The organism is Halopseudomonas laoshanensis (assembly GCF_008365385.1).
GTDB lineage: Bacteria > Pseudomonadota > Gammaproteobacteria > Pseudomonadales > Pseudomonadaceae > Halopseudomonas > Halopseudomonas laoshanensis.
Genome location: NZ_QOVF01000003.1, coordinates 176,042 through 198,770 on the forward strand (window position 1 = coordinate 176,042; position 22,729 = coordinate 198,770).

The window sequence follows — 22,729 nt, forward strand, 5'->3', positions numbered from 1 at the left end:
GCTTTGCGTAGCGGTGATGCCCGGCATCCCGGACTGAATATCTTATCGATAGGAGAATGAGACCCACCATGTTGAGTCGTGACGCCGCCACCCAGGTTTCCCGGGTTCTTACCGAAGCTCTGCCCTATATCCAACGCTTTACCGGCAAGACCATTGTGATCAAATACGGCGGAAACGCGATGGAAAGCGACGAGCTGAAAAACAGCTTCGCCCGCGACATCGTGCTGATGAAAACCGTCGGCATCAATCCGGTGGTAGTGCATGGCGGCGGGCCGCAGATCGGCGATCTGCTCAAGCGTCTGAATATTGAAAGCCAGTTCATTGAAGGGATGCGCGTTACCGACACCCAGACCATGGACGTGGTGGAAATGGTTCTCGGCGGCCTGGTGAACAAGGACATCGTCAACCTGATCAACCAGCACGGTGGTAGCGCAATCGGACTCACCGGCAAGGACGCGGGCCTGATCAAGGCGCGTCAGCTCAAGGTCACGCGCAACACCCCCGGCATGGACAAGCCGGAGATCATCGACATCGGCCACGTAGGCGAAGTCGTGGAGATCAATACCAAGCTGATCAATAGCCTGGTCTGCGATGACTACATCCCGGTAATTGCACCCATTGGGGTGGGCAGCGATGGCGCCTCATACAACATCAATGCTGATCTCGTGGCGGGCAAGGTTGCCGAAGCGCTGCAGGCAGAGAAACTGATGCTACTCACCAACATCGCCGGGTTGATGGACAAGGCCGGCAATGTGCTCACCGGGCTCACTACCGCTCAGGTCGACGCACTGATCGCCGACGGCACCATCTATGGCGGCATGCTGCCGAAGATCCGCTGCGCACTGGATGCGGTGCAGGGCGGCGTCAGCAGCGCGATCATCGTCGACGGTCGGGTGCCAAATGCTGTCTTGCTGGAAATCTTCACCGATACCGGCGTGGGCACCCTGATTACCAATCAGAAGCAGGACTGAACGATGCAACTGGATGACTTCCGCTTCCATCACACGCTGCGCGTGCGTTGGGCCGAGGCCGATATGCAAGGCATCGTGTTCAACGGCCATTATCTGACCTATGCCGACGTCGGTATCACCGAGTATTTTCGCGCCATGGGTCAGACCTATAGCGGCGAAACCGGCGTGAATGGCAGCGACTTCTTCGCCGTGCGCACCCTGCTGGAATACCGCTCACCCGCACGCTTCGATGAGCTGCTGGATGTGCATGTGCGCATCGCTCGGCTGGGCAATTCGAGCATGCAGTTTCTGATCGGGATTTATCGCGCTGAGGAGCTGTTGGTCAATGGCGAAATCGTCTATGTGCATGCCGACCAGAGCAGTCGCAGACCGAGCCCGATTCCTGCCAGCTTTCGTAGCGCAGTCAGCGAATTCGAAAAAGTGCTTCCCGAAGGCGCCTGAACGGCGCCCGAGTGGTTGAGCTTGCGCAGAGAGTACTGAGGCGAGGCAGCTCAGCTGTGATCAGCTATCGCTGTCGCTGGCGCCCAGCAAGTAACCCAGACGTGCGCGCTGATGCACAAAACTGGCGCGTACTTCTTTTATTTCCAACTGCTTGGCTTCAATCAACCGCTCCAGACGCTCGGTTTCATCGTCGGCATGCGCCAGTTCCTGCAGAATCTGTGCATCTATCTCGCGGCCAGCACGTTCCTGCACCGCAGCCCGTTGCTGCAATTCTTCGCGACGATCCTGCACTCCGTCGATCTCACCGCGAGCGGACTGAATGAGGCTCTCGATCTGGGCCAACTGGCGTGCGTGAGCGCGATCCAGATCCGCCTGACTGCTGTACAGCCGTAACAGAGTGGTATCGGATTGGCGCTGACGCGCCTGTGCTTCCCTGGCCTCGCGGGTGGCCTGGAGCTCTTCGGGGGTTGGCGCAGCGGGAATGACTTCGCGCACGCGGCCGTTGCTGTCCAGCACTTCGTAGCCGCGGCTGACAAACTCGGGAGGCACCCGATTGCCCAATACGGTGACCCCCTTGTCATCAACGTAGCGATAGAGCTGCGCCTGCTGACCATAAGCAGCCACACTGATCAGCAGCCCGACGAGCACGCCGGAAAACGACCTCAGCATAAAATCAACACCCCTGTCCTTGGAGCCATGGCTCCCAGTGTACGACCAGACAACCTGCGACAGGGCTGCCGGGACTTATATGCCGAACTCAGCGCGGTACGCCTGCACGGCTGGCAGGTGATGCCGCAAATCGGCGTCTTCTTGCAGAAAATCCAGAACCTGGGTCAGGGAAACAATACTGACAACCGGAATGCCGAAATCGCGCTCGACCTCCTGAATTGCCGACAGCTCGCCCTGGCCACGCTCTTCGCGGTTGAGGGCAATCATCACGGCGGCGGGCTCGGCGCCAGCGGCCTTGATAATCTCCATCACCTCTCGCACGGCAGTGCCCGCAGTGATCACATCGTCGATGATCAGCACCCGGCCTTTGAGTGGCGCGCCTACCAGCGTGCCGCCCTCGCCATGGTCCTTGGCTTCTTTTCTGTTGAAGCAGTATGGCACATCGCGATCAAAACTTTCAGCCAGAGAAACCGCGGTGACGGCCGCTAAGGGGATGCCTTTATAAGCGGGCCCAAAAATCACGTCGATATCATCCAGCCCGCTGTGCACAAAGGCTTGGGCATAGAAACGCCCCAGGCGCCCTAACGCAGAGCCGGTGTTGAACAGGCCGGCATTAAAGAAATAAGGGCTCTTGCGACCGGATTTCAGCGTGAATTCGCCAAAGCGCAATACCTGTCGGTCCAGAGCAAAACGTATGAATTCCCGCTGATATTCGTGCATCCCCACCCTCTTCTTAACAAAATCCCCTCAAGCTCGGTTATCATACACGTTCGATTTTTGGGGAGCCATGTATGCGAATTATCAGTCTGAATGTCAACGGCGTCGAGGCGGCGGCCGCCCGAGGTCTGTTTGACTGGCTGCGCACACAAGATGCTGATGTGATTTGCCTGCAGGACATCCGAGTTACCGCCCCCGAACTTGAGCAGGACCCCTACTGGATCGACGGCTACTGGCAATACTGCTTCGAAGCAGAAGTCCCGAGCCAGGGCGGCGTTGCGATCTACACCAAGACCGCGCCCAAAGCGATCATCATGGGGCTGGATTTTGAGCTGGCCGACCGTTACGGCCGCTACATTCAGGCCGATTTTGACAAGGTCAGCATTGGCTGCCTGTTGCTGCCGTCCGGGCGCAATGGCGACGCTGACCTGAATCAGAAATTCAAGTTCATGAACGACTTTACCGGCTACCTGAACAAGCAGCGCCGGAAACGTCGCGAGTTTATCTACTGCGGTTCGCTGTTCAGCGCCCACCTGAAGCTGGACGTAAAAAACTGGCGCGACTGCCAGAATGAGCCCGGCTTCATGGCCCCGGAACGGGCCTGGATGGATGAGATTTTTGGCAATCTGGGCTATGTCGATGCCCTGCGCGAAGTGACCCGCGAAGCTGAGCTGTATAGCTGGTGGCCGGATAGCGAGCAGGCCGAGAGCCTGAATCTGGGCTTGCGCTTCGATTACCAGATCCTGACCCCCGGCCTGCGCCGTTTCGTCACCAATGCACAAATCCCCCGTGACGCGCGTTTTTCGCAGCACGCACCGGTGATCATTGATTATGACTGGACGTTGAGTATCTGAGACGTTGTTCGCGCCGCGGCCCCGCGGCGCGAGCTGGTAGCTACTTGATGATTCGCCAGCAGAACGGATAGCGGTAGGCCTTGCCCTCATTGGCCTTGATCGCGGCGATGATCATCAAGATTACCGCCCCGATAATTACCGCCCAGATCAGCAGAAAGCCGATTACCACGACCATCAGCAGTACACAGAGCAATCCCGCCAGCGCGACGCTGATCTGGAAGTTGAGCGCTTCCTTGCCCTGATCATCGATAAAGGGATCCTGATCCTTTTTCAGCTGCCAGACCAACAGCGGCCCAATCAGGCTGCCGAAGGGGATCAGGCAACCCAGAAAGCCCGAGAGATGGGCAAACATTGCCCACTGACGCGCTTCCGGACCGGGCAACCCGGCATCTACTACCGTTTGAGCTTCATCGATCATTGCCTGAACTCCCTATCATGGGCTGACATTGTATAAGCTGAGTCACCGAACCGCGCCAGGCGCGGTTACTCGGTTTCCAGCGCGGCAAGCTGCAAGGCAAACAGCTGATCAACACCCTGCTTGGCCAATGCCAGCATAGCATTCAGTTCTTCCGCGCTGAACGGCGCAGCTTCGGCGGTGCCCTGCACTTCAATAAAGCCGCCTTTGTCAGTCACGACCACGTTGAGGTCAGTGTCTGCGGCGGAATCTTCCAGGTAGTCCAGATCCAGCACTGGTTCGCCCTGATAGATGCCCACGGAAACCGCAGCAATCATCTGTACAGCGGGCATCTTCTTCAGTGCGCCGCGCTGTTTCATGACCCGTAAGGCGTCGACCAATGCCACGCAGGCGCCGGTGATGGACGCGGTACGGGTGCCACCGTCGGCCTGGATCACGTCACAATCGATATACAGGGTATTTTCGCCGAGGCTTTTCAGGTCGACCGCGGCACGCAGTGACCGACCGATCAGCCGTTGAATCTCCAGGGTACGCCCACCCTGCTTGCCACGGCTGGCTTCACGCTGCATGCGGCCACCAGTCGAACGCGGCAACATGCCGTATTCAGCGGTAATCCAGCCTTGGCCAGAACCGCGCAGGAAGCGCGGTACACCGGCCTCGACGCTGACAGTACAGATCACCTTGGTATCACCAAACTCCACCAGCACCGAACCTTCGGCATGCTTGGTGTAATGTCGGGTCAGGGTCACCTGACGCATCTGATCGGCTTCGCGGCCACTGGGACGTTTCATCTATTGAATCCTTGTACTGCAAGTATGTGTGCCTGGGATTATACGGCTCAAGCAGGCGGGGCGACACCTGAGAGTGCGCAGGGGTACAATGCGTTTCCGTTTCCCCTCTACGAGGCCCACCGATGGTGTATAGCATGACTGCCTTTTCGCGCTGCGAATTGAGCACAGATCAGGGCAACCTTGCCTGGGAAATCCGCTCGGTCAACCATCGCTACCTGGAGCCGAGCTTGCGTATGCCCGAGGCTTTTCGTGAGCTGGAGGGCCCGCTGCGGGAGCGTCTGCGCAAGGAGTTCGCCCGCGGCAAACTGGAATGTACCCTGCGCTTCAACCCCGCCGACCAGAGCGTCGACAGCCTGCAACTGAACCAGCCACTGGTCAGCCAGCTGCTTGCTGCCGCCAGACAGGTGAGCCAGCAATTGGACACCCCAGCGCCAATCAATCCGCTGGAAGTGCTGGCTTGGCCCGGCGTACTGGGCGGCGCACAGGACCACCAGGCGGAAATGACGGCCCAGGCCAACAAGCTGTTCGAGCAGGCCGTGGCCGAGCTCAAGACCCAACGCGCGCGTGAAGGTGCGGAGCTGAAAAAGCTGCTCGAAGAACGGCTTGAGGCAATCTCCGAGCGGGTCGAGACTCTGCGCGAGATGATGCCCAGCCTGCTGGCAGCGCACCGACAGAAACTGATCGACCGTTTCAACGAGGCGCGCCTGGAGCTCGACGGTACCCGGGTCGAACAGGAACTGGTACTGCTGGCGCAGAAGATTGACGTTGCTGAAGAGCTGGACCGGCTCGATACCCATGTTACCGAAACCCGCCACGTGCTCGGCGGCAAGGCGGCGATGGGCCGGCGACTGGATTTTCTGATGCAGGAGTTCAATCGTGAAGCCAATACCCTCGGCTCCAAAGCCATTGATAGTCGCAGCACTCAGGCTGCCGTGGATCTGAAGGTGTATATCGAGCAGATGCGCGAGCAAGTGCAGAACATCGAATGATGTGGCTAACAACCCCCTGAACCACTAGAGCGTCCATTTGGCCAGCCACAGCCCTGACCCCAGCCTCAGCCGCCCAAACGTCTATCGCCAGCCGGGCTTTCTGCCCTTTGTCATCGCCCGTCTGATCGCGGTGTTTGCGATGCAGATTCAGGCCATTGTCGTGGCCTGGCAGGTTTACGAGATCACCAACGATCCGTTGTCGCTGGCCTATGTCGGTCTGGCTCAGTTCGTCCCCATGGTTTTGCTGCTGATGCCCGCAGGCGATCTTATTGATCGCTTCGACCGCAAGCGCATTCTGGCCCTGGCCTGGAGCGGTGCTGCGCTGTGCAGCGCTGCGCTCTGGTGGTTGTCGGTGACAGACGCTGAAGACGTCTACTGGTTTTACCTGGCACTGATGCTTTACGGCAGCGCCCGGGCGTTTATTGGCACCTCATTGCAGAGCCTGTTGCCGCAGATTGTGCCGCGTGATCATCTGGCCCAGGCGATCGCCACCAACAGCATGATCATGCGGGCCGCGACCATTCTGGGGCCGGTGATGGGGGGCGTGCTGTTTGCGCTGGGCGGCGGCGAGCTGACCTATTCGGTCTGTCTCGGCTGTTTTCTCGGGGGTCTCGGTCTACTGCTGCGGGTGCCGGTGCTCTACGCCGAAAAGCGGCAGATCCTGGAGGCCACCGCCTGGAAACGCTTTACCGCTGGTATCAGCTTTATCCGCTCGCGGCCGATCATTCTCGGCACTATCTCCCTGGACCTGTTTGCCGTGCTGCTCGGCGGCGTGGTCGCGCTGCTGCCGATTTATGCCAAGGAGGTGCTGCAAGTCGGGCCAGAGGGGCTGGGCGCCTTGCGCAGCGCCATGGCCATCGGCGAAATCATGGTTGGCATTTACCTGAGTGCGCGGCCATTCAACCGCAATGTGGGCCGCACCATGTTTATTGCCGTGGCCATTTTCGGCGTCGCCAATCTGGTCTTTGCGCTGTCGACGCTGTTCTGGCTGTCTTTTGGGGCGCTGATGGTCGCCGGCGCCGCGGATATGGTCAGCATGTACATTCGCTCGGCACTCATCCAGTTTTCTACCCCGGATACCATGCGCGGCCGGGTGAATGCGGTCAACATGCTGTTTATCGGCTCATCCAACGAGCTCGGGGTTTTCCGCGGCGGGACCAGCGCCGCCTGGTTTGGCGTGGTGCCGGCGGCGGTGATCGGCAGCCTGTGCACACTGGGTGTGGTCAGCGGCCTGGCGCTGGGCTTCAAGTCCTTGCGCCAGGTCAATCGGTTCGAAGATGCTTCACCGGCAAGCCGCGCCGAAAGCCCTGTTCAGCTTTGAAGCTTGCCAGCCAGTTCGCGTAGCAGGGCGACATCGTCATCCAGCACCATCACCGCTTCAGCGCGCCTGAACGCCACCTGAGCATGCCGCACGGCTACCGGGCGGAACTGACCGCCCCGTTCCGCCAATGCCTGAAAGGCCTTCTGCAGGCGCAATTGCACCTCGATCAGCGAGGCACCGTCGCGGGCGATAGGCGGGAAGATATCATCGAACAACTCCTCCAGCTGCAGTGCCGGGACCCACACACGCTGGCAACTCACGTCCTTGCTCTGGTGAATTTCAGCGTCGACGGGCCAATGGGAGAGGATACGCACCGCCCGGCCGATTACGTCGATCGCCGTGCCCGGGTCATTCATGGATGGCGACAGGGCGCGGGAAGCGATCTCGGCAAGCACCGCCAGTCCGAAGCGCGGGTCCTGATCAAATGAGCGGGTCTTGCCCACGGTAAACGCGGCACGCAGAGTATCAAACTGAGCGCTATCGGCCTGGGGATCGACCCACGCCAGTGGCCGCGACTCGTGCACAAAACTGCCCGGCAAGCTGCTTACATACACCTGCAGATCATGTTCCTGAGCGCAATCCGATATCTCTTCAACGTCCAGATGCTGTACATAGCCAATACTATCGGCATACAGCGGAACCCAGCCTTCCGGGAGCTTGCCATCCAGCCAGGGATGACCGCCGACACAGGGGTTGTCGATACGGTCAACCAGCGCCTTGAGCGTCGCCTGCTCCACCCGGTCCGTGGTATCGCCAACGCGACCAAATGAAGACAGATGATCGATCCAGCGCAACATGGTGATCACGATCATCAGAATCACCAGCAAGGTGAAGGCGAACAACACGATCCGCCCGCGTTCGCCGTAGATCTCGGTACTCAGGGCAATAATGCCGACCAGGCTGAATAGAAATGAGCCGAGAAAGGTGGCCAACACATTCTGCGTGGTGGTGTCCTGCATCAGCAGCCGAATGGCCCGCGGCGTTACGCTGGTGGTCGCGGCCGCATAGGCTGAGACCATCACTGTCAGGGAAAAGGTCGTCACCGTCAGCATGCTGGAGGCGAGGATATGCAGGATGGTCTCGACCGAGTCCCCGCCGATGCTGATCGGCAAACCTTCGGGCATAACCCGGTCGGCGGCGCTCGCCAGCAGCGCCGCAAGCACTGCCAGCAAGGCGAACAGCGAGGCGCGCACCCAAAGCATTCGGGTCAATTGCGCCAGCACCCACTGCCATTTCGAAATCATGCATTACTCCAGAAAAGGGACGGCGCAAGCGCCTTGCCCCGCTAGAATAGCCGCATGTAAGCCTACGTAAAGTGCTGAATCATGACGCGGGAGCGCAATCCCCCTATAATCACCCGCATTATTCCAGCCGTTGACCCGCAGGACACCCCTCTGATGACCCAAGCCACTGGCACCCTGTATATCGTTTCTGCGCCCTCGGGCGCAGGCAAAACCAGCCTGGTGAAGGCGCTGATTGATCAGCTCGAGAGTCTTAAAGTCTCCGTCTCCCACACCACCAGAAGCATGCGTCCCGGGGAGCTGGACGGGGTCAATTACCACTTCGTCAGCCGTGACGTTTTCGTTGAGCAGATCAAGCAGGGCGACTTTCTCGAGCACGCGGAAGTGTTCGGCAACCTCTATGGCACCTCGCAAAGCGCGGTAGAGAAAACCCTGGCTGAAGGCCACGACATGATTCTGGAGATTGATTGGCAAGGCGCTCAGCAGGTGCGCCATGCCCTGCCCCAGGCGCGCTCGATCTTCATCCTGCCACCCTCGCGCGAGGCGCTGCGCGAACGCCTGACCAACCGTGGTACGGACGACTATGGCGTGATCGACAAACGCATGTCCCAGGCCCGCGATGAGATCAGCCACTACGTGGAATATGATTTTCTGGTGATCAATGACGACTTCAATACTGCCCTGGATGACCTCAAATCCATCCTCCGCAGTCATCGCCTGAGCCAGGCCTGCCAGCAGGACCGCTATCAGGGTATGTTGGCAGCGCTCTTGTCAGACTAGGGCGCAATTCAGTACACTACACGGTCCGGCGACCCGTTCTGGGCGCGTCGAGTTACGATATTAAAGCCGTTCCGGAGTACACCCATGGCCCGCGTTACCGTTGAAGACTGCCTGGAAAATGTAGAAAACCGTTTTGAGCTGGTTATGCTGGCCACCAAACGCTCGCGTCAGCTGGCCACCGGCGGCAAGGAGCCGAAGGTAGCCTGGGAAAATGACAAGCCCACCGTAGTCGCCCTGCGTGAAATCGCTGGCGGCCTGATTTCCAACGAGATTTTGGCACAGGAAGCCATTCAGGATCAGCAGGAACCGCTGTACTCGATGGAATCAGATCTGGACGAGTAATCGCCTTGCGCAGGTCGGTGACAGGCCACCCCTGGGTGCCAACCACTGGCGCCGAAGCCTGCGCACGCGTGACCGGGAGAATCCTATGCCCGGTATAGAAGCTTTTGCCGAACGGCTCGACCGTTATCTTGAGCCGGACCAGGTCAATCTGGTCCGGCGCGCGTATTTCTATGCCGAGCAGGCCCACGACGGTCAAACCCGTCGCAGTGGCGAGCCTTACGTCACCCATCCTCTTGCCGTAGCCAATATCCTCGCCGACATGCATATGGACCATCAAAGCCTGATGGCCGCCATGCTGCATGATGTGATCGAAGACACCGGCATTCCCAAGGATGCCTTGGTCACCCAGTTCGGTGACACCGTGGCCGAACTGGTCGATGGCGTCAGCAAACTTACGCAGATGACCTTCGAGACCAAAGCCGAGGCGCAGGCGGAGAACTTCCAGAAGATGGCCCTGGCGATGGCCCGCGATATTCGCGTGATTCTGGTCAAGCTCGCCGATCGTCTGCACAACATGCGCACCCTGGGCGCACTGGCACCGGAGAAGCGCCGGCGGATTGCCAAGGAGACCCTGGAGATTTACGCGCCTATCGCCAACCGCCTGGGCATGCATAGCCTGAGTACCGAGTTCGAGGACCTGGGCTTCAAGGCCATGCATCCGATGCGCTCCAACATGATTGATCGCGCGGTACGCAGCGCCCGGGGCAATCGCAAGGAGTTACTGAACAAGATTCTCGAGTCCTTGCAAAGCTGCCTTGAGCGCGAAGGCATGCCGGGCAAGGTGATGGGCCGCGAAAAGCATTTGTATGGCATCTATCAGAAGATGCGCGGCAAGCGCAAAGCCTTCACCGAAATCATGGATGTGTACGCTTTTCGCATCATCGTCGACAAACCCGATACCTGTTACCGGGTGCTGGGCGCCGTGCACAGCCTGTATAAACCCTTTCCGGGTCGCTTCAAGGATTACATCGCCATCCCCAAGGCCAACGGCTACCAGTCATTGCATACCACACTGTTTGGTCTGCATGGGGTACCCATCGAAATCCAGATCCGCACTGAGGAGATGGAGGACATGGCCAACAACGGCATTGCCGCGCATTGGGTGTACAAGTCCAAGGATGATGTGATCAACGGCCACCACGCGCGTACCCGCCAGTGGCTGAAGGGCGTGATGGAGTTGCAACAGAACGCCGGCAACTCGCTGGAATTCATCGAGAACGTCAAGATAGATCTGTTCCCGGATGAGGTGTATATCTTTACCCCCAAGGGCCGCATCATGGAGCTGCCCAAGGGCTCAACGCCGGTTGATTTTGCCTACGCAGTGCATACCGACGTGGGCAACAGCTGCATCGCCTGCCGAGTAAACCGCCGCCTGGCGCCGTTATCCGAGCCGCTGCAGAGCGGGCAAACGGTAGAAGTCATTACCGCTCCCGGCGCGCGTCCGAATCCGGCCTGGTTGAGCTTCGTGATCACCGGCAAAGCACGCAGCAATATTCGTCACTTCCTCAAGCATCAGCGCCACTCCGAGTCCATTGCTCTGGGTGAGCGTCTACTCGACAAGGTACTCGCGAGCTTCGACACCAGCCTGGCCGACGTGCCGGCAGAGAACATTCAGCAAGTGCTCAAAGATTGCAGCATGGAGCTGATGGAAGATCTGCTGGCCGACATCGGCCTGGGCAACCGTATGGCTTATGTGGTGGCGCGTCGCCTGCTGGCGAGCTCCAACGTGGTCGAATCGGATGCGGAAACCACCTCCGTCAACACGCCATCGGATACCGACATCCGCGAACTGCCCTTGGCTATCCGCGGTACCGAAGGCCTGGTGGTCAGTTTCGCGCGCTGCTGCAACCCGATCCCGGGGGATCCGATTGTCGGTTACCTGTCCTCCGGCAAGGGCATGGTCATTCACCAGGAAAACTGCATCAAGCTGGCGGACAATCGCCACAGCAATGAAAAGACCCTGCATCTGACCTGGGACAAGAATGTCAGCGGCGAATTTACCGTGGAGCTGCAGGTGGAGCTGGAAAACGAGCGCGGCATCATCGCCCAACTGGCCGCCGGCATCACCATGGCCGACGCCAGCATCGACAAGATCAGCGTCGACGAGCGTGATGGCCGTATCAGCGTCGTGCAACTGGTGGTGCGCGTTCGCGACCGCCTGCACCTTTCCCAACTGATCAAGCGTATCCGTGCCCTGAAAGGCGTGATGCGCATTACCCGTCTGAAAAACTGACTACCTCTGGAGCATCAATGAACAAGCAAGTGATTACCAGCGACCGGGCTCCGGCCGCTATCGGACCCTATTCCCAGGCCATCAAGGTCGGTAATACCGTGTACCTGTCCGGACAGATTCCGCTCGACCCAACCAGCATGGAAGTCGTGGAAGGCATGGAGAAGCAGATTTGCCAGGTGTTCGACAACCTGAGCGCCGTTGCAGAGGCCGCGGGCGGCACGCTGCAGGACATCGTCAAATTGAATATCTTCCTGACCGATCTAGGGCATTTTGCTCTGGTCAACGAGGTCATGACCCGCTACTTCCAGCAGCCTTATCCCGCCCGCGCCGCGATCGGCGTCGCAGCACTGCCCAAAGGTGTGCCGGTGGAAATGGATGCAGTGATGGTAGTTGGTTAAGAGCGTAATCAGCAGGGGCCCCGCTCGGGGCTCCCTGCCTGCCTGAAGCACTCTGCGCTTTAACCTTCCAGCGTGGCGTCCAGGGTGATCTCGGCATTGAGCAGCTTGGATATCGGGCATCCGCTCTTGGCCTTATTGGCTATCTCTTCGAACTTGGCCTGATCGATACCGGGGATGCGTGCCCGCATATCCAGCCGCACAGCGGTCACGGCAAAACCATCACTCTGTTTTTCCAGAGTCACCGTGGCTTTGGTGTCGATGCTGTCCGGTGTGAAGTTTTCCTCGCCGAGCAGCATGGAGAAGGCCATCGAGAAACAGCCGGCATGTGCCGCGCCGACCAGCTCTTCCGGATTGGTGCCGGGAGCATCTTCAAAACGCGTGTTGAAACCGTAGGGATTGTCTTTCAGAGCGCCGCTTTGGGTCGAGATAGTGCCTTTACCTTTTTTAAGGTCGCCTTCCCAGTGGGCTGATGCAGTCTTATTCATGACGTGTCCTCTTTTCAGGTTGCCAGATGAAAGCCGGCCTGATGGCCAGCTTCCGGTCCTGTTGGGACAACGCAAAACCCGGTTCGGTCCATCTGCCTGGTATTGCGCCAGAGCGGACCGCGTTGAGCGGTTAATCTACGCCCAGCATCTCGGCATAACCCTCGCGAAAACTTGGGTACTTTGGCTGCCAGCCAGTTTCGCGCGCCAGTTCGTTACTGCAGCGTTTGCTGCCGACCCGGCCGCTGGTTGCACCTTCAGCCAACAAGGCCACGCCCAACTGAGCGGCCAACCAGCTGGCCACCTCGTACATGCTCGCTGGCTCGTCATCCACGCCCAGATAACAGGGCGCCAGCAACTCGTCTTCCTCGACCTGCAACAGCAAATGCTCAAGCAGCGCCGCGGCATCATCACGGTGGATACGATTGCTGTATTGCACCGGCTCTTGCGGCACACATAATCCACCGCGCACCTGTTCAATCAGCCTGGTACGACCGGGCCCATAGATGCCGGCCAGCCGCACCACGCTAGCCGGCACACCACTGCGCAGGGCAACATCTTCAGCGCGAATCAACGCTTTGGCAGTGTCGCTGTTCGCCAGGGCCGGACTGTTTTCCGTCACCCACTCACCTTCACTTTGCGCATACACGCCGGTACTGGATACCTGCAGCAGATAGCCTAACTGCTTGCGGCCGTCGCCCAGCCAGCCTAATACGCGCTGTAACCCTTCAACATACAACTGCTGATAGAGCTCGGCGTCCCGGTTGCCGGCAGCGGGGCAGTAAATCAGATAATCCACCCGCGCCGGCCAGCCGGCGGGTTTGTCGTCCTTCAACAGGTCAGCGGCCAACGGGGTGATCTCCGCAGGCAAAGCAGAAGGGTCGCGACGCACGCCGGTAACCTGCCAACCGCGTTGCACCAGACGCAGGCCCAGAGCCGTTCCCAGATCACCACAACCGACAATAAGTACCTGTTTCATTGTTTTCCTCTATCGATCAACCCGCTATGCTTAGGGTCATTGAATATGAGAGCAGTATACGCCATGACTCTAACCGAACTGCGTTACATCGTTACCCTGGCCCAGGAACAGCATTTCGGCCACGCGGCGGAGCGCTGCCACGTGTCTCAGCCGACGCTGAGTGTTGGGGTCAAGAAGCTTGAGGATGAGCTGGGCGTGATGATTTTTGAGCGCAGCAAAAGTGCGGTCAGGGTCACGCCGATCGGCGAGCGCATCGTCGCCCAGGCGCAGAAGGTGCTTGAAGAGTCGATGACCATTCGCGAGTTGGCCAGCGCCGGCAAAAATCAATTGTCCGCCCCACTCAAGGTCGGCGCCATCTACACCATCGGCCCGTACATGTTCCCGCATCTGGTGCCACAGCTACACAACGTGGCGCCGGAAATGCCGTTGTATATTGAAGAGAACTTCACCCATGTACTGCGCGACAAACTGCGCAACGGTGACCTGGACGCGATCATTATTGCGCTGCCCTTCAGCGAGCCGGATGTACTGACCAAGCCGCTTTACGATGAGCCATTCAGCCTGCTGATTCCGGCCAACCATGCCTGGGCCGACCGCGACAATGTCAGCCTGGAAGATCTCGACGACAACAAGCTACTGCTGCTAGGCGAGGGCCACTGCTTCCGCGACCAGGTACTGGAAGCCTGCCCCAGCCTGCGCAAGAACGATGAGCAGTCGCGGCAAACCACGATCGAATCCAGTTCGCTGGAGACCATTCGGCATATGGTCGCGTCGGGGATTGGCATGACCGTATTGCCGATGTCCGCGGCCGATGATCGTTACTACAGCTCCGAGCTGCTGGTGACCAAACAGTTCAAGACCCCGGCCCCCTATCGCACCGTGGCCATCGCCTGGCGCGCCAGCTTCCCGCGGCCCAAGGCCATCGAAATTCTCAGCGACTCGATTCGTCTGTGCTCTGTAGGCCAGCCCAAGGTACGCAAATAAGCCTATGCCGCCTGTGCCGGAGACCACCTCGCTAACGGCTCTGAAGGGCATCGGCCCGGCGCTGGCCGAAAAGCTGACCAAGCTGGGTCTGAGATCGGTACAGGACATCCTGTTTCATTTGCCGCTGCGCTATCAAGACCGCACGCGGGTCATGCCGATCGGCGCGCTGCGCCCGGGCATGGATGCGGTAATAGAAGGCGTAGTGCAAGGCGCCGATGTGGTCATGGGCCGGCGTAAAAGCCTGCTGTGCCGGATTCAGGATGGCAGTGGCACGCTGAGCCTGCGGTTCTACTATTTCTCCGGCGCACTGAAATCCAACTTGCAGCGCGGCAGTCGCTGGCGCTGTTACGGCGAAGTCCGCCCAGGCGCATCCGGCCTGGAAATCTACCATCCAGAGCTGCAGAACCTGGATAGCTCGGAGCCGCTCCCCGTTTCCGACACCCTCACGCCGATCTATCCAAGCACTGAAGGCCTGTCGCAACAGCGCCTGCGCAGCTTGTCCGATGCAGCGCTAGCGTGGCTGGCACAGGGCAACAGCTTGCTCGATCTGTTGCCGGAAGAGATTACCAACGAATATCAGCTGGGTTCCCTGCACGATGCGATCCGCACCCTGCACCGCCCACCGCCCTCGGTGGATCTGCAGGCACTGGAAGACGGGCGACATTGGGCGCAGCACCGCTTGGCCTTTGAGGAATTGCTCGCGCACCAACTGACCATGCTGCGCCTGCGCGCCGAATTCCGTGCGCATCAGGCGCCAGCGATGCCGCCCAGCCGGGAGCTGACAGCGCAGTTTCTCAAACGCCTGCCGTTCCCGCTGACCGGCGCTCAGCAGCGTGTTGGCGTGGAAATCAGCACAGATCTGCAGCAGCGCCAACCCATGCTGCGGCTGGTGCAAGGCGATGTCGGTGCTGGCAAGACGGTAGTCGCGGCCATGGCTGCATTGCAGGCGCTGGAGGCTGGCTGGCAGGTGGCCTTGATGGCGCCTACCGAGATTCTCGCTGAACAGCATCATGCCAATTTCAGCGCCTGGTTCGCACCGCTGGGTATATCTGTCGCCTGGCTGGCGGGCAAGCTCAAGGGCAAAGCCCGGCAGAATCAACTACAGATGATCGCCACCGGCGACGCTGCCATGGTGGTGGGCACCCACGCGCTGTTTCAAGGCGAAGTGCAGTTCCACAATCTGGGCTTGGCGATCATTGATGAGCAACACCGCTTCGGCGTGCAACAGCGCCTGGCGCTGCGCGACAAGGGCGCCGCCGGGCAGTTCTCGCCGCACCAGTTGATCATGACCGCCACGCCGATTCCCCGCACTCTGGCGATGAGCGCCTACGCCGATCTGGATACCTCGGTGCTGGATGAGCTGCCACCGGGGCGCACACCGGTGAACACCGTGCTGATCGCCGACAGCCGCCGCGAAGAAGTGGTCGAGCGCGTACGCGCCGGCTGCGCAGAGGGGCGGCAGGCGTATTGGGTGTGCACGCTGATTGAAGAGTCCGAGCAGTTGCAGGCGCAAGCCGCGGAAGTAACCTGGGAATCGCTCTGCGAGAGTCTGCCGGAACTATCGATCGGCCTGATTCACGGGCGCATGAAACCCAGCGAAAAAGCCGAGATCATGGCCGCCTTCAAGGGTGGCGACCTGCACTTGCTGGTCGCCACCACGGTCATCGAGGTCGGCGTAGACGTGCCCAATGCCAGTCTGATGATTATCGAAAACCCCGAACGCCTGGGCCTCGCCCAGTTGCACCAGTTGCGCGGCCGGGTGGGTCGCGGCAGCACCGCCAGCCACTGCGTGCTGCTTTATCACGCACCGCTTTCGCATCTGGGTCGCGAACGTCTGGGGATCATGCGCGAAAGCACTGACGGCTTCGTCATTGCCGAAAAGGATCTGCAACTGCGCGGCCCTGGAGAGGTGCTCGGCACCCGGCAAACCGGCCTGATGCAATTTCGTGTTGCCGATCTGGTGCGCGACGCCGATCTGCTGCCGCGCGTACAGGAGGCGGCCGGCATGATGCAGCAGCGCCATCCTGAGCGCTGCCCGGCGCTGATCGACCGCTGGCTGGCCCACGGGCAGCAGTTCGCGCAGGTATAGGACCAATGGGTTTTAGTATTGAGCCGCGGGAGAGCGCCTGTTGCACAGACTTTGTGCAGCGTCACAGCGCAACACCAGAGCCCATGCTAAGATCTTGGAAAGCGCATGCTACTGCGGTCCAGTGCCCGCTTTAGCGGAAGCAACGCATCCTGTCTCCCTGAACAAGGACCATGCCGATGAATACCCTTGCCGCCTCCGAGGAGGCCAATGCCAGCCTGCCCCATCTGATAGAAAAACTGCTGCAACAGCAGGGCCTAAGCTATCAGCTGCGACCGTCACGGCATGCCGGTCCGGCGGCTCAGCAGGTCCAGGCCTCGCTGCTCTGCGATAGCCTGGGGACGGTGCTGGCCTTGTTTCCCAAGGACCATTTATTGGATCTGAAGAACATCAGCGTGTTGCTCGGCCGCGAGCTGGAGCCGGTCCGCGCCGTACAGTTGCAGCGGATTCTGGCCAAGCACCAGCTTAACCAGCTGCCCGGCCTGCCGGTACTGTTCAGTTCACCCTGCGTCTTTGAGCAAAGCTTGCTGGAGCATCCGACCCTGTGGCTGGACAGCGGCCTGCAGGGCTGGAGCCTGGAAATTGATCAACAGGCGGCGCGCACCCTGGTTGCCAAAGCCAGTGCGGCGCGCTTCTCGATTCGCCTGGACAGCCTGCCGAGCCTGCCAGCAGACCCAGCCCAGGACAGCCAGGACCTGACCCGTGCGGTGACAAACTTCACCGCCCTGCGCATGCGTCAGCGTCTGGAAGAAACCATTGAAATTCCACCCATGCCGATTACCGCGCAGAAGGTCATGAAGCTGCGCGTCCAACCCGAAGCCAGCATTGACGATCTGGCCGACGTGGTGGAAACCGATCCAAGCCTGGCGGCACAGGTGGTCAGTTGGGCCTCATCGCCGTTCTACGCGGCCCCGGGCAAAATCCGTTCGGTGGAGGACGCGATTGGCCGGGTGCTGGGCTTTGACCTGGTGATCAATCTGGCGGTGGGCCTATCCCTGGGTAAAACCTTCAGCCTGCCCAAGGATGCACCCGAAGGAAATACTAACTACCGCGAACAGGCAATCTATACCGCCGCCGTTATTGAAGGGCTGGCCAAAGCCATGCCGCGCGCCAAACGACCGGAGCTGGGCCTCAATTACCTTGCCGGGTTGCTGCACAATTTCGGCTATCTGGTGTTGGCCTTTATCTTTCCGCCTTACTTCAAGACCATCTGCCGGCATCAGGAAGCCAACCCGCATGTATCGGTCGAACTGATCGATCAGCATCTGCTCGGCGTCAGTCGCGACCAGATCGGCAGCTGGTTAATGCGCTTCTGGGACATGCCTACCGAGGTGGCCACCGCGATTCGCTACCAGCATGATGGCGACTACCAGGGACCAGACAGCGTCTACGCCAACCTGGTGTTTCTGGCATTGGCACTGCTGCGCCAGGAAGGCATTGGCGGAGGTCCCGTGGTAGATATCCCGGACGCGCTGCTCAAGCGCCTGGAACTGACCGATGAGGATGCCCGCCAGGTAATTCACAAGGTGCTGGACGCCCGTGATGCCCTAAAGGTATTGGTCAGCAGCTATCAGCATGACTGAGCCCGACGCGGCATAAGAACTGGATTTTTTACGGAGAGAAGCGCCTGCCTCACGGGGCAGTCGCCGCATACACAAATCAGGACGGGACAGTGAACAAGACTCGCGGTCCAGGCATGCGCTGAATGGTATTAATCCGGGAGTCTGGGCCATCCGCTGATGGCCTGCTCAGACTCCCGGCAGCGGTAACTCAGTTAACCGACTCTTTCAGGCTCTTGCCTGGTTTGAAGGACACCGTATTACTGGCTTTGATGGCGACAGGGGCGCCGGTTTGCGGGTTTTTGCCGGTACGGGCACCACGATGGCGTTGGAGGAAGGTACCAAATCCGACCAGGGTCACAGTGTCTTTGCGGCTGAGTGCCTGGGTGATTTCATCAAGAACCGCGTTTAGTACGCGATTGGCCTGGTCTTTGGTTAGGTCAGCCTTATCGGCAATAGCCGCAGCGAGATCCGGTTTACGCATAGAAGCCTCGTTCGTGTTGTTTTTGTTTTTACTGCCGCTGCATCCTCGCAACGACTTGTCAGGCCGGGCAGAGCTGCCTGGACTGGCCTTCACAGCCTAATCAGAATGGCACGACTATGGCGTACACGCCAGTCGAAATAGTTCCCCGCTGTGCTGTGATTCACTGTTTTCCCGACAAAAGGCAGAAAGGTCCTGCCATTCTGTCGGTTATGTCAGGGCAACCAGGCTGCGAGCTGACGATTCAGCTCGAGTTTCTTGCTCACCGCCGCCCCCGTCAACGCGTAACCTGCCAGCTCGCCCTGCGCGGTATGGAACAGCGCGGTAATATCCGCGCCGCTGCCGCTGATCGTCCAGTTTCCGTCGGGCGACGTCACTGGCGGGGCCACTACCAACGGGCAAGCGGGTGTTTTGACCATCACCGGCATGGGGCCATAGACCAGCTGGGTGGTCTGGCCCGCCAGCGTCTGCGCCAGTGAGCGCGCCGCGGTCATTAACGGCATGACGTACATCAGACTCAGACCCTGCACTTCGGCGCAGTCTCCAAGAGCGTAAATCGCCGGATCACTGCTGCGCAGTTGGCGATCAACCTTGACCCCGCGGCCGCATTCAAGCCCTGCGCTGCTGGCCAGATCGGTGTTGGCGGTCAGCCCGATAGCCGACAATCCCAGCTCCGCGTGCAACTGGCTGCCATCATCCAGCTCGACCTGCAGGCCTTCTTCAGTCGGCTGCATTGCGCGTACTGAACGGCCCAGATAAAAGCGCACACCCAGACTTTCCAGCCCAGCCTGAACCGCTGCTGCCACTTGCGGTGGAATCAGCCCGGGCATCAGCTGCGCATCAGGCGCGACCACCTCCACCTGCATGCCGGCACTCGCCAGGTCATTGGCAAATTCACTGCCGATCAATCCGGCGCCGATAATAAGCACCCGTTGCTTGCCGGCCAGCGCGCGGCGAAAACGTGCATAGTCCTGCAAATCGTTGATCGACAACAGCTGCTCGCCCATCGCCGCCGCGCCCGGAAGTTGCCGCGCCTGAGCACCACAGGCCAGCACCAACTCGCTGTACGCCAGCTCACCGTCAGTATGTATCAGCGTTTTATTTTCGCGATCGATGCCGGTCACGCGCACCCCTGTCAGCACCTGCGCATTGAGCTGCGCCGCCATGGTCTGCGCATCCTGCATGCCCAGCTCATCGGCTTCTTTACCCTTGGCAAAGCCCGTTGAAAGCAAGGGTTTGGAATAGAAGCGGCCGTCATCCGCGGTGATCAGCAACAACTCGCGCTGGCTGTCGAGCTTGCGAAATTCGCGGGCCAGGTTGTAGCCGGCCAGGCCGGTTCCCAGAATGATCAGTGGTGCGCTGTCAGACACGTCGTACTCCTGTGGCTGCTTCAGCCAATCTCGATCATTTCAAAATCTTCCTTGCCAACGCCACAATCAGGGCACTGCCAATCACCGGGCACGTCTTCCCAGGCCGTACCGGCAGCGATGCCATCGTCCGGCCAGCCTTCCGCTTCATCATAAATAAAACCACAGACAACACATTGCCACTTCTTCATACGGCTACCCATCACGGTTAAAAGAGACTGGGGCAGACACTACCGCAAATGCCCAGCAAGGCCAAGACCGCCGCAGGCCAGCGTAACACTCTGTATTCATGCTAATCTTGGCCGCCTGAATGACTGCCCAGGACCGAGTCCACGCCGTGTTTTTACCTCCTTCGTCACCGCCTGCAATGCCGCAATGGTATCCGGTGGAACAACACCCGGACCCGCCCGGCCTGACGTTACTCGACTGGTTGAATGACCAGGGGTCGCTGACCTTGCGTCTGACGGACGCTGGCGCGGATGACTTTCGCGTGCAGCTACTGGTACAGCAGAGCCAGCCGGCACGGGCAGATGAAGCGCAGGCGCTGGGCATACCGACCGGTGAGCCGGTCTGGACCCGTGAAGTACTGCTGCACACGGCCGGCGCGCCACGCGTGTTTGCCCGCAGCGTGGCCCCACTGGCGGCCGTCAGCGCCTCGAATATTGATCTGCAGACCCTGGGTACGCGCAGCCTGGGGCTGTTACTATTCAGCAACCCGAAGGTCACTCGCGGACCACTGCAGATCAGCCGCTATCCATCTGCGTGGCTACCATCGCCCTGGGCGGAGCAGCAGGCAGATTGCTGGGGCCGCCGCTCGCTGTTCAGCGACGGCGAGTTGCCATTGCTGGTATGCGAAGTGTTTCTGCCAGGTTGGCCCGCGGGCTGAATCGATATTCAACAGGAGTACAGCTGTGCCCGGTTTTGTCACCACTACTCTCGCGCGCCTGCATCCGCGCGCGCCGGATTTTTTCCAGCTGATGCGTCTGGACCGACCGATCGGCACCTACCTGCTGTTGTGGCCAACGCTCTGGGCGTTGTGGCTCGCCGCCGAAGGTATCCCGAGCATCCCGGTGCTGATCATTTTCATATTGGGCGTCATCTTTATGCGCGCCGCTGGCTGTGTGATCAACGATTTTGCCGACCGCAAGATCGATGGGCACGTCAGGCGTACCCGCGAGCGCCCGATGGCAACCGGGCGCATTTCCGAGCAGGAAGCACTGATTACCTTCGGCATATTGGTCGGCATCAGCGCCGTGCTGGTGTTAGCCACCAACGGTCTGACCATCGCCCTCTCCTTCGGGGGCGTGTTTCTGGCGGCCATCTACCCATTCTGCAAGCGCTTCACCTTTTACCCGCAACTGGTATTGGGGGCGGCGTTCTCCTGGGCCATCCCGATGGCGTTTGCCGCGCAGACCAACAGCCTACCGATACTGCTGTGGCTACTGTATATCGCCAACCTGCTGTGGACGGTGGCCTACGATACCCAGTACGCCATGTGTGACCGCGAAGACGATCTGCAGCTCGGCGTGAAGTCGACCGCCATTCTGTTCGGGGAGGCCGACCGCCTGGTGATAGGCGTGTTACAGGGCCTGACCCTGATTTGCCTGCTGGTTGTCGGCAGCCGCTTCGAGCTGGGCTTGTTCTACTACCTGGGACTGCTCGGCATGCTCCTGGGTTTTTGCTGGCAGCAGTGGCTGATCCGCGATCGTGATCCACAAGCCTGTTTGCGCGCGTTCTTATCCAATCACTGGGTCGGCATGCTGGTTTTTATTGGCTTGGCGCTGCACTTTGCCGTGAATGCCCCGGCGGTTTAAGGCCGAGTCTCAGCCGAATTAACCGAGCCGCCATCCCGGCGTCACACAACTGCAACAAAAGTGTTATCTAATCGGCGCATATCAGCAGAATGCAACGGGATGGCAATACCATGGCAGGCAAGACCATACTGATCGTCGATGATGAAGCCCCTATCCGGGAAATGATCGCGGTAGCGCTGGAAATGGCGGGCTATGACTGCATCGAAGCAGAGAATACCCAACAGGCGCATGCCTGTATTATCGATAAGCAGCCAGACCTGATCCTGCTCGACTGGATGCTCCCGGGTACCACGGGCATTGAGCTGGCCAGGCGTCTCAAGCGCAATGAGATGACCGCCGAGATTCCGATCATCATGCTCACAGCCAAAGGTGAGGAAGATAACAAGATCCAGGGCCTGGAAGTCGGCGCTGATGATTACATCACCAAGCCGTTTTCACCGCGCGAGCTGGTCGCCCGTCTGAAGGCCGTACTACGCCGCGCCGGCCCCGCCGATAACGATGCGCCGATCGAGATCAACGGTCTGCACCTGGACCCGGCCAGCCACCGCGTCACCATCGATGACCGCCCCGCCGATATGGGCCCGACCGAATACCGCCTGCTGCAATTTTTCATGACTCACCAGGAACGCGCCTACACCCGCGGCCAGTTGCTGGACCAGGTCTGGGGTGGCAACGTTTACGTTGAAGAACGCACGGTCGACGTGCATATCCGCCGCTTGCGCAAGGCGCTGGGTAACCAGTACGAGCACCTGGTACAAACCGTACGCGGCACCGGTTACCGATTCTCGACCAAAAGCTGATACCGATCTGGTGCA

Annotated in this window: 25 protein-coding genes; 15 read left to right on the forward strand and 10 right to left on the reverse strand. The window is 59.8% G+C overall.

All coding sequences use genetic code 11. The annotated features are described in order from the left end of the window. The first annotated feature begins 68 nt into the window (after window positions 1-68). Both argB and DT594_RS11600 read left to right on the forward strand, forming a co-directional pair. Window positions 69-971, forward strand: a complete 903-nt coding sequence (gene argB / locus DT594_RS11595; RefSeq protein WP_096345606.1) for an acetylglutamate kinase — start codon at window positions 69-71, stop codon at window positions 969-971. Between the two features lie 3 nt (window positions 972-974). Beyond that, a complete protein-coding gene (locus DT594_RS11600) occupies window positions 975-1,412 on the forward strand; it encodes an acyl-CoA thioesterase (RefSeq protein ID WP_149332821.1) in 438 nt (145 codons plus the stop codon). A 60-nt stretch (window positions 1,413-1,472) separates the two neighbouring features. Here the strand turns inward: DT594_RS11600 and DT594_RS11605 are convergent, their stop codons facing one another. Together DT594_RS11605 and pyrE are read right to left on the reverse strand one after the other, a co-directional pair. Further along, entirely contained in the window at window positions 1,473-2,081 is a 609-nt protein-coding gene (locus DT594_RS11605; protein WP_149332822.1) for a DUF4124 domain-containing protein, read from the reverse strand. Window positions 2,082-2,156: 75 nt separating this feature from the next. Continuing rightward, window positions 2,157-2,801: an orotate phosphoribosyltransferase gene (pyrE, locus tag DT594_RS11610; RefSeq protein WP_149332823.1), complete on the reverse strand. Its 645-nt coding sequence runs from the start codon at window positions 2,799-2,801 to the stop codon at window positions 2,157-2,159. 71 nt (window positions 2,802-2,872) lie between these two features. Between pyrE and DT594_RS11615 the strand changes: the two genes are divergently transcribed. Continuing rightward, on the forward strand, window positions 2,873-3,652 hold the full coding sequence (locus tag DT594_RS11615; RefSeq protein WP_149332824.1) for an exodeoxyribonuclease III: 780 nt from the start codon (window positions 2,873-2,875) through the stop codon (window positions 3,650-3,652). Window positions 3,653-3,692: 40 nt separating this feature from the next. Here the strand turns inward: DT594_RS11615 and DT594_RS11620 are convergent, their stop codons facing one another. Together DT594_RS11620 and rph are read right to left on the reverse strand one after the other, a co-directional pair. Further along, on the reverse strand, window positions 3,693-4,070 hold the full coding sequence (locus DT594_RS11620; RefSeq protein WP_149332825.1) for a DUF4870 domain-containing protein: 378 nt from the start codon (window positions 4,068-4,070) through the stop codon (window positions 3,693-3,695). 65 nt (window positions 4,071-4,135) lie between these two features. Next, window positions 4,136-4,858, reverse strand: coding sequence for a ribonuclease PH (rph, locus tag DT594_RS11625; RefSeq protein WP_149332826.1), 723 nt, complete (start codon window positions 4,856-4,858; stop codon window positions 4,136-4,138). 122 nt (window positions 4,859-4,980) lie between these two features. Here rph and DT594_RS11630 point away from each other — a divergent pair, with 122 nt between their 5' ends. After that, window positions 4,981-5,847, forward strand: a complete 867-nt coding sequence (locus DT594_RS11630) for a YicC/YloC family endoribonuclease (RefSeq protein ID WP_149332827.1) — start codon at window positions 4,981-4,983, stop codon at window positions 5,845-5,847. A gap of 37 nt (window positions 5,848-5,884) precedes the next feature. Then, the gene (locus tag DT594_RS11635) at window positions 5,885-7,168 is read left to right on the forward strand and encodes an MFS transporter (protein ID WP_149332828.1); all 1,284 of its coding nucleotides are present in this window, start codon (window positions 5,885-5,887) and stop codon (window positions 7,166-7,168) included. Here DT594_RS11635 and DT594_RS11640 read toward each other — a convergent pair. Further along, window positions 7,159-8,412, reverse strand: coding sequence for a DUF2254 domain-containing protein (locus DT594_RS11640; RefSeq protein WP_149332829.1), 1,254 nt, complete (start codon window positions 8,410-8,412; stop codon window positions 7,159-7,161). The two genes, DT594_RS11635 and DT594_RS11640, sit on opposite strands and share 10 nt — an antisense overlap. 153 nt (window positions 8,413-8,565) lie before the next feature. Here DT594_RS11640 and gmk point away from each other — a divergent pair, with 153 nt between their 5' ends. The 4 genes from gmk to DT594_RS11660 all read left to right on the forward strand — a co-directional run bounded on the left by gmk (window position 8,566) and on the right by DT594_RS11660 (window position 12,162). Continuing rightward, window positions 8,566-9,189 (forward strand): guanylate kinase, encoded by a 624-nt coding sequence (gene gmk, locus DT594_RS11645; RefSeq protein ID WP_149332830.1) that lies wholly within the window; start codon window positions 8,566-8,568, stop codon window positions 9,187-9,189. 84 nt (window positions 9,190-9,273) lie between these two features. Next, window positions 9,274-9,531, forward strand: a complete 258-nt coding sequence (gene rpoZ, locus DT594_RS11650) for a DNA-directed RNA polymerase subunit omega (protein ID WP_022960916.1) — start codon at window positions 9,274-9,276, stop codon at window positions 9,529-9,531. An 85-nt stretch (window positions 9,532-9,616) separates the two neighbouring features. Then, a complete protein-coding gene (gene spoT / locus DT594_RS11655; RefSeq protein WP_149332831.1) occupies window positions 9,617-11,764 on the forward strand; it encodes a bifunctional GTP diphosphokinase/guanosine-3',5'-bis pyrophosphate 3'-pyrophosphohydrolase in 2,148 nt (715 codons plus the stop codon). A gap of 17 nt (window positions 11,765-11,781) precedes the next feature. Then, window positions 11,782-12,162, forward strand: a complete 381-nt coding sequence (locus DT594_RS11660) for a RidA family protein (protein ID WP_096345595.1) — start codon at window positions 11,782-11,784, stop codon at window positions 12,160-12,162. Window positions 12,163-12,221: 59 nt separating this feature from the next. Here DT594_RS11660 and DT594_RS11665 read toward each other — a convergent pair whose 3' ends face one another. Next, the gene (locus DT594_RS11665; RefSeq protein ID WP_149332832.1) at window positions 12,222-12,647 is read right to left on the reverse strand and encodes an OsmC family protein; all 426 of its coding nucleotides are present in this window, start codon (window positions 12,645-12,647) and stop codon (window positions 12,222-12,224) included. Between the two features lie 130 nt (window positions 12,648-12,777). Then, the gene (locus DT594_RS11670) at window positions 12,778-13,623 is read right to left on the reverse strand and encodes an NAD-dependent epimerase/dehydratase family protein (protein ID WP_149332833.1); all 846 of its coding nucleotides are present in this window, start codon (window positions 13,621-13,623) and stop codon (window positions 12,778-12,780) included. 63 nt (window positions 13,624-13,686) lie between these two features. On the opposite strand from DT594_RS11670, the gene DT594_RS11675 reads away from it, so the two are divergent. The 3 genes from DT594_RS11675 (at window position 13,687) to DT594_RS11685 (ending at window position 18,276) form a co-directional block, all read left to right on the forward strand. Beyond that, window positions 13,687-14,607 (forward strand): hydrogen peroxide-inducible genes activator, encoded by a 921-nt coding sequence (locus DT594_RS11675; RefSeq protein WP_149332834.1) that lies wholly within the window; start codon window positions 13,687-13,689, stop codon window positions 14,605-14,607. A 4-nt stretch (window positions 14,608-14,611) separates the two neighbouring features. After that, window positions 14,612-16,696: an ATP-dependent DNA helicase RecG gene (gene recG, locus DT594_RS11680; protein WP_149332835.1), complete on the forward strand. Its 2,085-nt coding sequence runs from the start codon at window positions 14,612-14,614 to the stop codon at window positions 16,694-16,696. Between the two features lie 176 nt (window positions 16,697-16,872). Further along, window positions 16,873-18,276 (forward strand): aminoacyl-tRNA deacylase and HDOD domain-containing protein, encoded by a 1,404-nt coding sequence (locus DT594_RS11685; protein WP_149332836.1) that lies wholly within the window; start codon window positions 16,873-16,875, stop codon window positions 18,274-18,276. Window positions 18,277-18,463: 187 nt separating this feature from the next. Here DT594_RS11685 and DT594_RS11690 read toward each other — a convergent pair whose 3' ends face one another. The 3 genes from DT594_RS11690 to DT594_RS11700 form a co-directional block, all read right to left on the reverse strand. Continuing rightward, window positions 18,464-18,736: an HU family DNA-binding protein gene (locus DT594_RS11690; RefSeq protein ID WP_096345589.1), complete on the reverse strand. Its 273-nt coding sequence runs from the start codon at window positions 18,734-18,736 to the stop codon at window positions 18,464-18,466. Between the two features lie 212 nt (window positions 18,737-18,948). Then, the gene (locus DT594_RS11695; protein ID WP_149332837.1) at window positions 18,949-20,103 is read right to left on the reverse strand and encodes an NAD(P)/FAD-dependent oxidoreductase; all 1,155 of its coding nucleotides are present in this window, start codon (window positions 20,101-20,103) and stop codon (window positions 18,949-18,951) included. Window positions 20,104-20,123: 20 nt separating this feature from the next. After that, window positions 20,124-20,291 (reverse strand): rubredoxin, encoded by a 168-nt coding sequence (locus DT594_RS11700; RefSeq protein ID WP_096345587.1) that lies wholly within the window; start codon window positions 20,289-20,291, stop codon window positions 20,124-20,126. Window positions 20,292-20,467: 176 nt separating this feature from the next. Between DT594_RS11700 and DT594_RS11705 the strand changes: the two genes are divergently transcribed. The 3 genes from DT594_RS11705 to phoB all read left to right on the forward strand — a co-directional run bounded on the left by DT594_RS11705 (window position 20,468) and on the right by phoB (window position 22,714). Beyond that, window positions 20,468-20,986: a chorismate--pyruvate lyase family protein gene (locus tag DT594_RS11705; RefSeq protein ID WP_149333138.1), complete on the forward strand. Its 519-nt coding sequence runs from the start codon at window positions 20,468-20,470 to the stop codon at window positions 20,984-20,986. A 25-nt stretch (window positions 20,987-21,011) separates the two neighbouring features. After that, complete coding sequence (gene ubiA, locus DT594_RS11710) at window positions 21,012-21,914, forward strand: 4-hydroxybenzoate octaprenyltransferase (protein ID WP_246164624.1); 903 nt, start codon at window positions 21,012-21,014, stop codon at window positions 21,912-21,914. A 110-nt stretch (window positions 21,915-22,024) separates the two neighbouring features. Continuing rightward, window positions 22,025-22,714: a phosphate regulon transcriptional regulator PhoB gene (gene phoB, locus DT594_RS11715; RefSeq protein ID WP_096345648.1), complete on the forward strand. Its 690-nt coding sequence runs from the start codon at window positions 22,025-22,027 to the stop codon at window positions 22,712-22,714. Window positions 22,715-22,729 lie beyond the last annotated feature (15 nt).

Coding starts and splice junctions, on each gene's coding strand:
- argB (WP_096345606.1), top strand. CDS start 69: ATGTTGAGTCGTGACGCCGCCACCCAGGTTTCCCGGGTTCTTACCGAA.
- DT594_RS11600 (WP_149332821.1), top strand. CDS start 975: ATGCAACTGGATGACTTCCGCTTCCATCACACGCTGCGCGTGCGTTGG.
- DT594_RS11605 (WP_149332822.1), bottom strand. CDS start 2,081: ATGCTGAGGTCGTTTTCCGGCGTGCTCGTCGGGCTGCTGATCAGTGTG.
- pyrE (WP_149332823.1), bottom strand. CDS start 2,801: ATGCACGAATATCAGCGGGAATTCATACGTTTTGCTCTGGACCGACAG.
- DT594_RS11615 (WP_149332824.1), top strand. CDS start 2,873: ATGCGAATTATCAGTCTGAATGTCAACGGCGTCGAGGCGGCGGCCGCC.
- DT594_RS11620 (WP_149332825.1), bottom strand. CDS start 4,070: ATGATCGATGAAGCTCAAACGGTAGTAGATGCCGGGTTGCCCGGTCCG.
- rph (WP_149332826.1), bottom strand. CDS start 4,858: ATGAAACGTCCCAGTGGCCGCGAAGCCGATCAGATGCGTCAGGTGACC.
- DT594_RS11630 (WP_149332827.1), top strand. CDS start 4,981: ATGGTGTATAGCATGACTGCCTTTTCGCGCTGCGAATTGAGCACAGAT.
- DT594_RS11640 (WP_149332829.1), bottom strand. CDS start 8,412: ATGATTTCGAAATGGCAGTGGGTGCTGGCGCAATTGACCCGAATGCTT.
- gmk (WP_149332830.1), top strand. CDS start 8,566: ATGACCCAAGCCACTGGCACCCTGTATATCGTTTCTGCGCCCTCGGGC.
- rpoZ (WP_022960916.1), top strand. CDS start 9,274: ATGGCCCGCGTTACCGTTGAAGACTGCCTGGAAAATGTAGAAAACCGT.
- spoT (WP_149332831.1), top strand. CDS start 9,617: ATGCCCGGTATAGAAGCTTTTGCCGAACGGCTCGACCGTTATCTTGAG.
- DT594_RS11660 (WP_096345595.1), top strand. CDS start 11,782: ATGAACAAGCAAGTGATTACCAGCGACCGGGCTCCGGCCGCTATCGGA.
- DT594_RS11665 (WP_149332832.1), bottom strand. CDS start 12,647: ATGAATAAGACTGCATCAGCCCACTGGGAAGGCGACCTTAAAAAAGGT.
- DT594_RS11670 (WP_149332833.1), bottom strand. CDS start 13,623: ATGAAACAGGTACTTATTGTCGGTTGTGGTGATCTGGGAACGGCTCTG.
- DT594_RS11675 (WP_149332834.1), top strand. CDS start 13,687: ATGACTCTAACCGAACTGCGTTACATCGTTACCCTGGCCCAGGAACAG.
- recG (WP_149332835.1), top strand. CDS start 14,612: ATGCCGCCTGTGCCGGAGACCACCTCGCTAACGGCTCTGAAGGGCATC.
- DT594_RS11685 (WP_149332836.1), top strand. CDS start 16,873: ATGAATACCCTTGCCGCCTCCGAGGAGGCCAATGCCAGCCTGCCCCAT.
- DT594_RS11690 (WP_096345589.1), bottom strand. CDS start 18,736: ATGCGTAAACCGGATCTCGCTGCGGCTATTGCCGATAAGGCTGACCTA.
- DT594_RS11700 (WP_096345587.1), bottom strand. CDS start 20,291: ATGAAGAAGTGGCAATGTGTTGTCTGTGGTTTTATTTATGATGAAGCG.
- DT594_RS11705 (WP_149333138.1), top strand. CDS start 20,468: ATGCCGCAATGGTATCCGGTGGAACAACACCCGGACCCGCCCGGCCTG.
- phoB (WP_096345648.1), top strand. CDS start 22,025: ATGGCAGGCAAGACCATACTGATCGTCGATGATGAAGCCCCTATCCGG.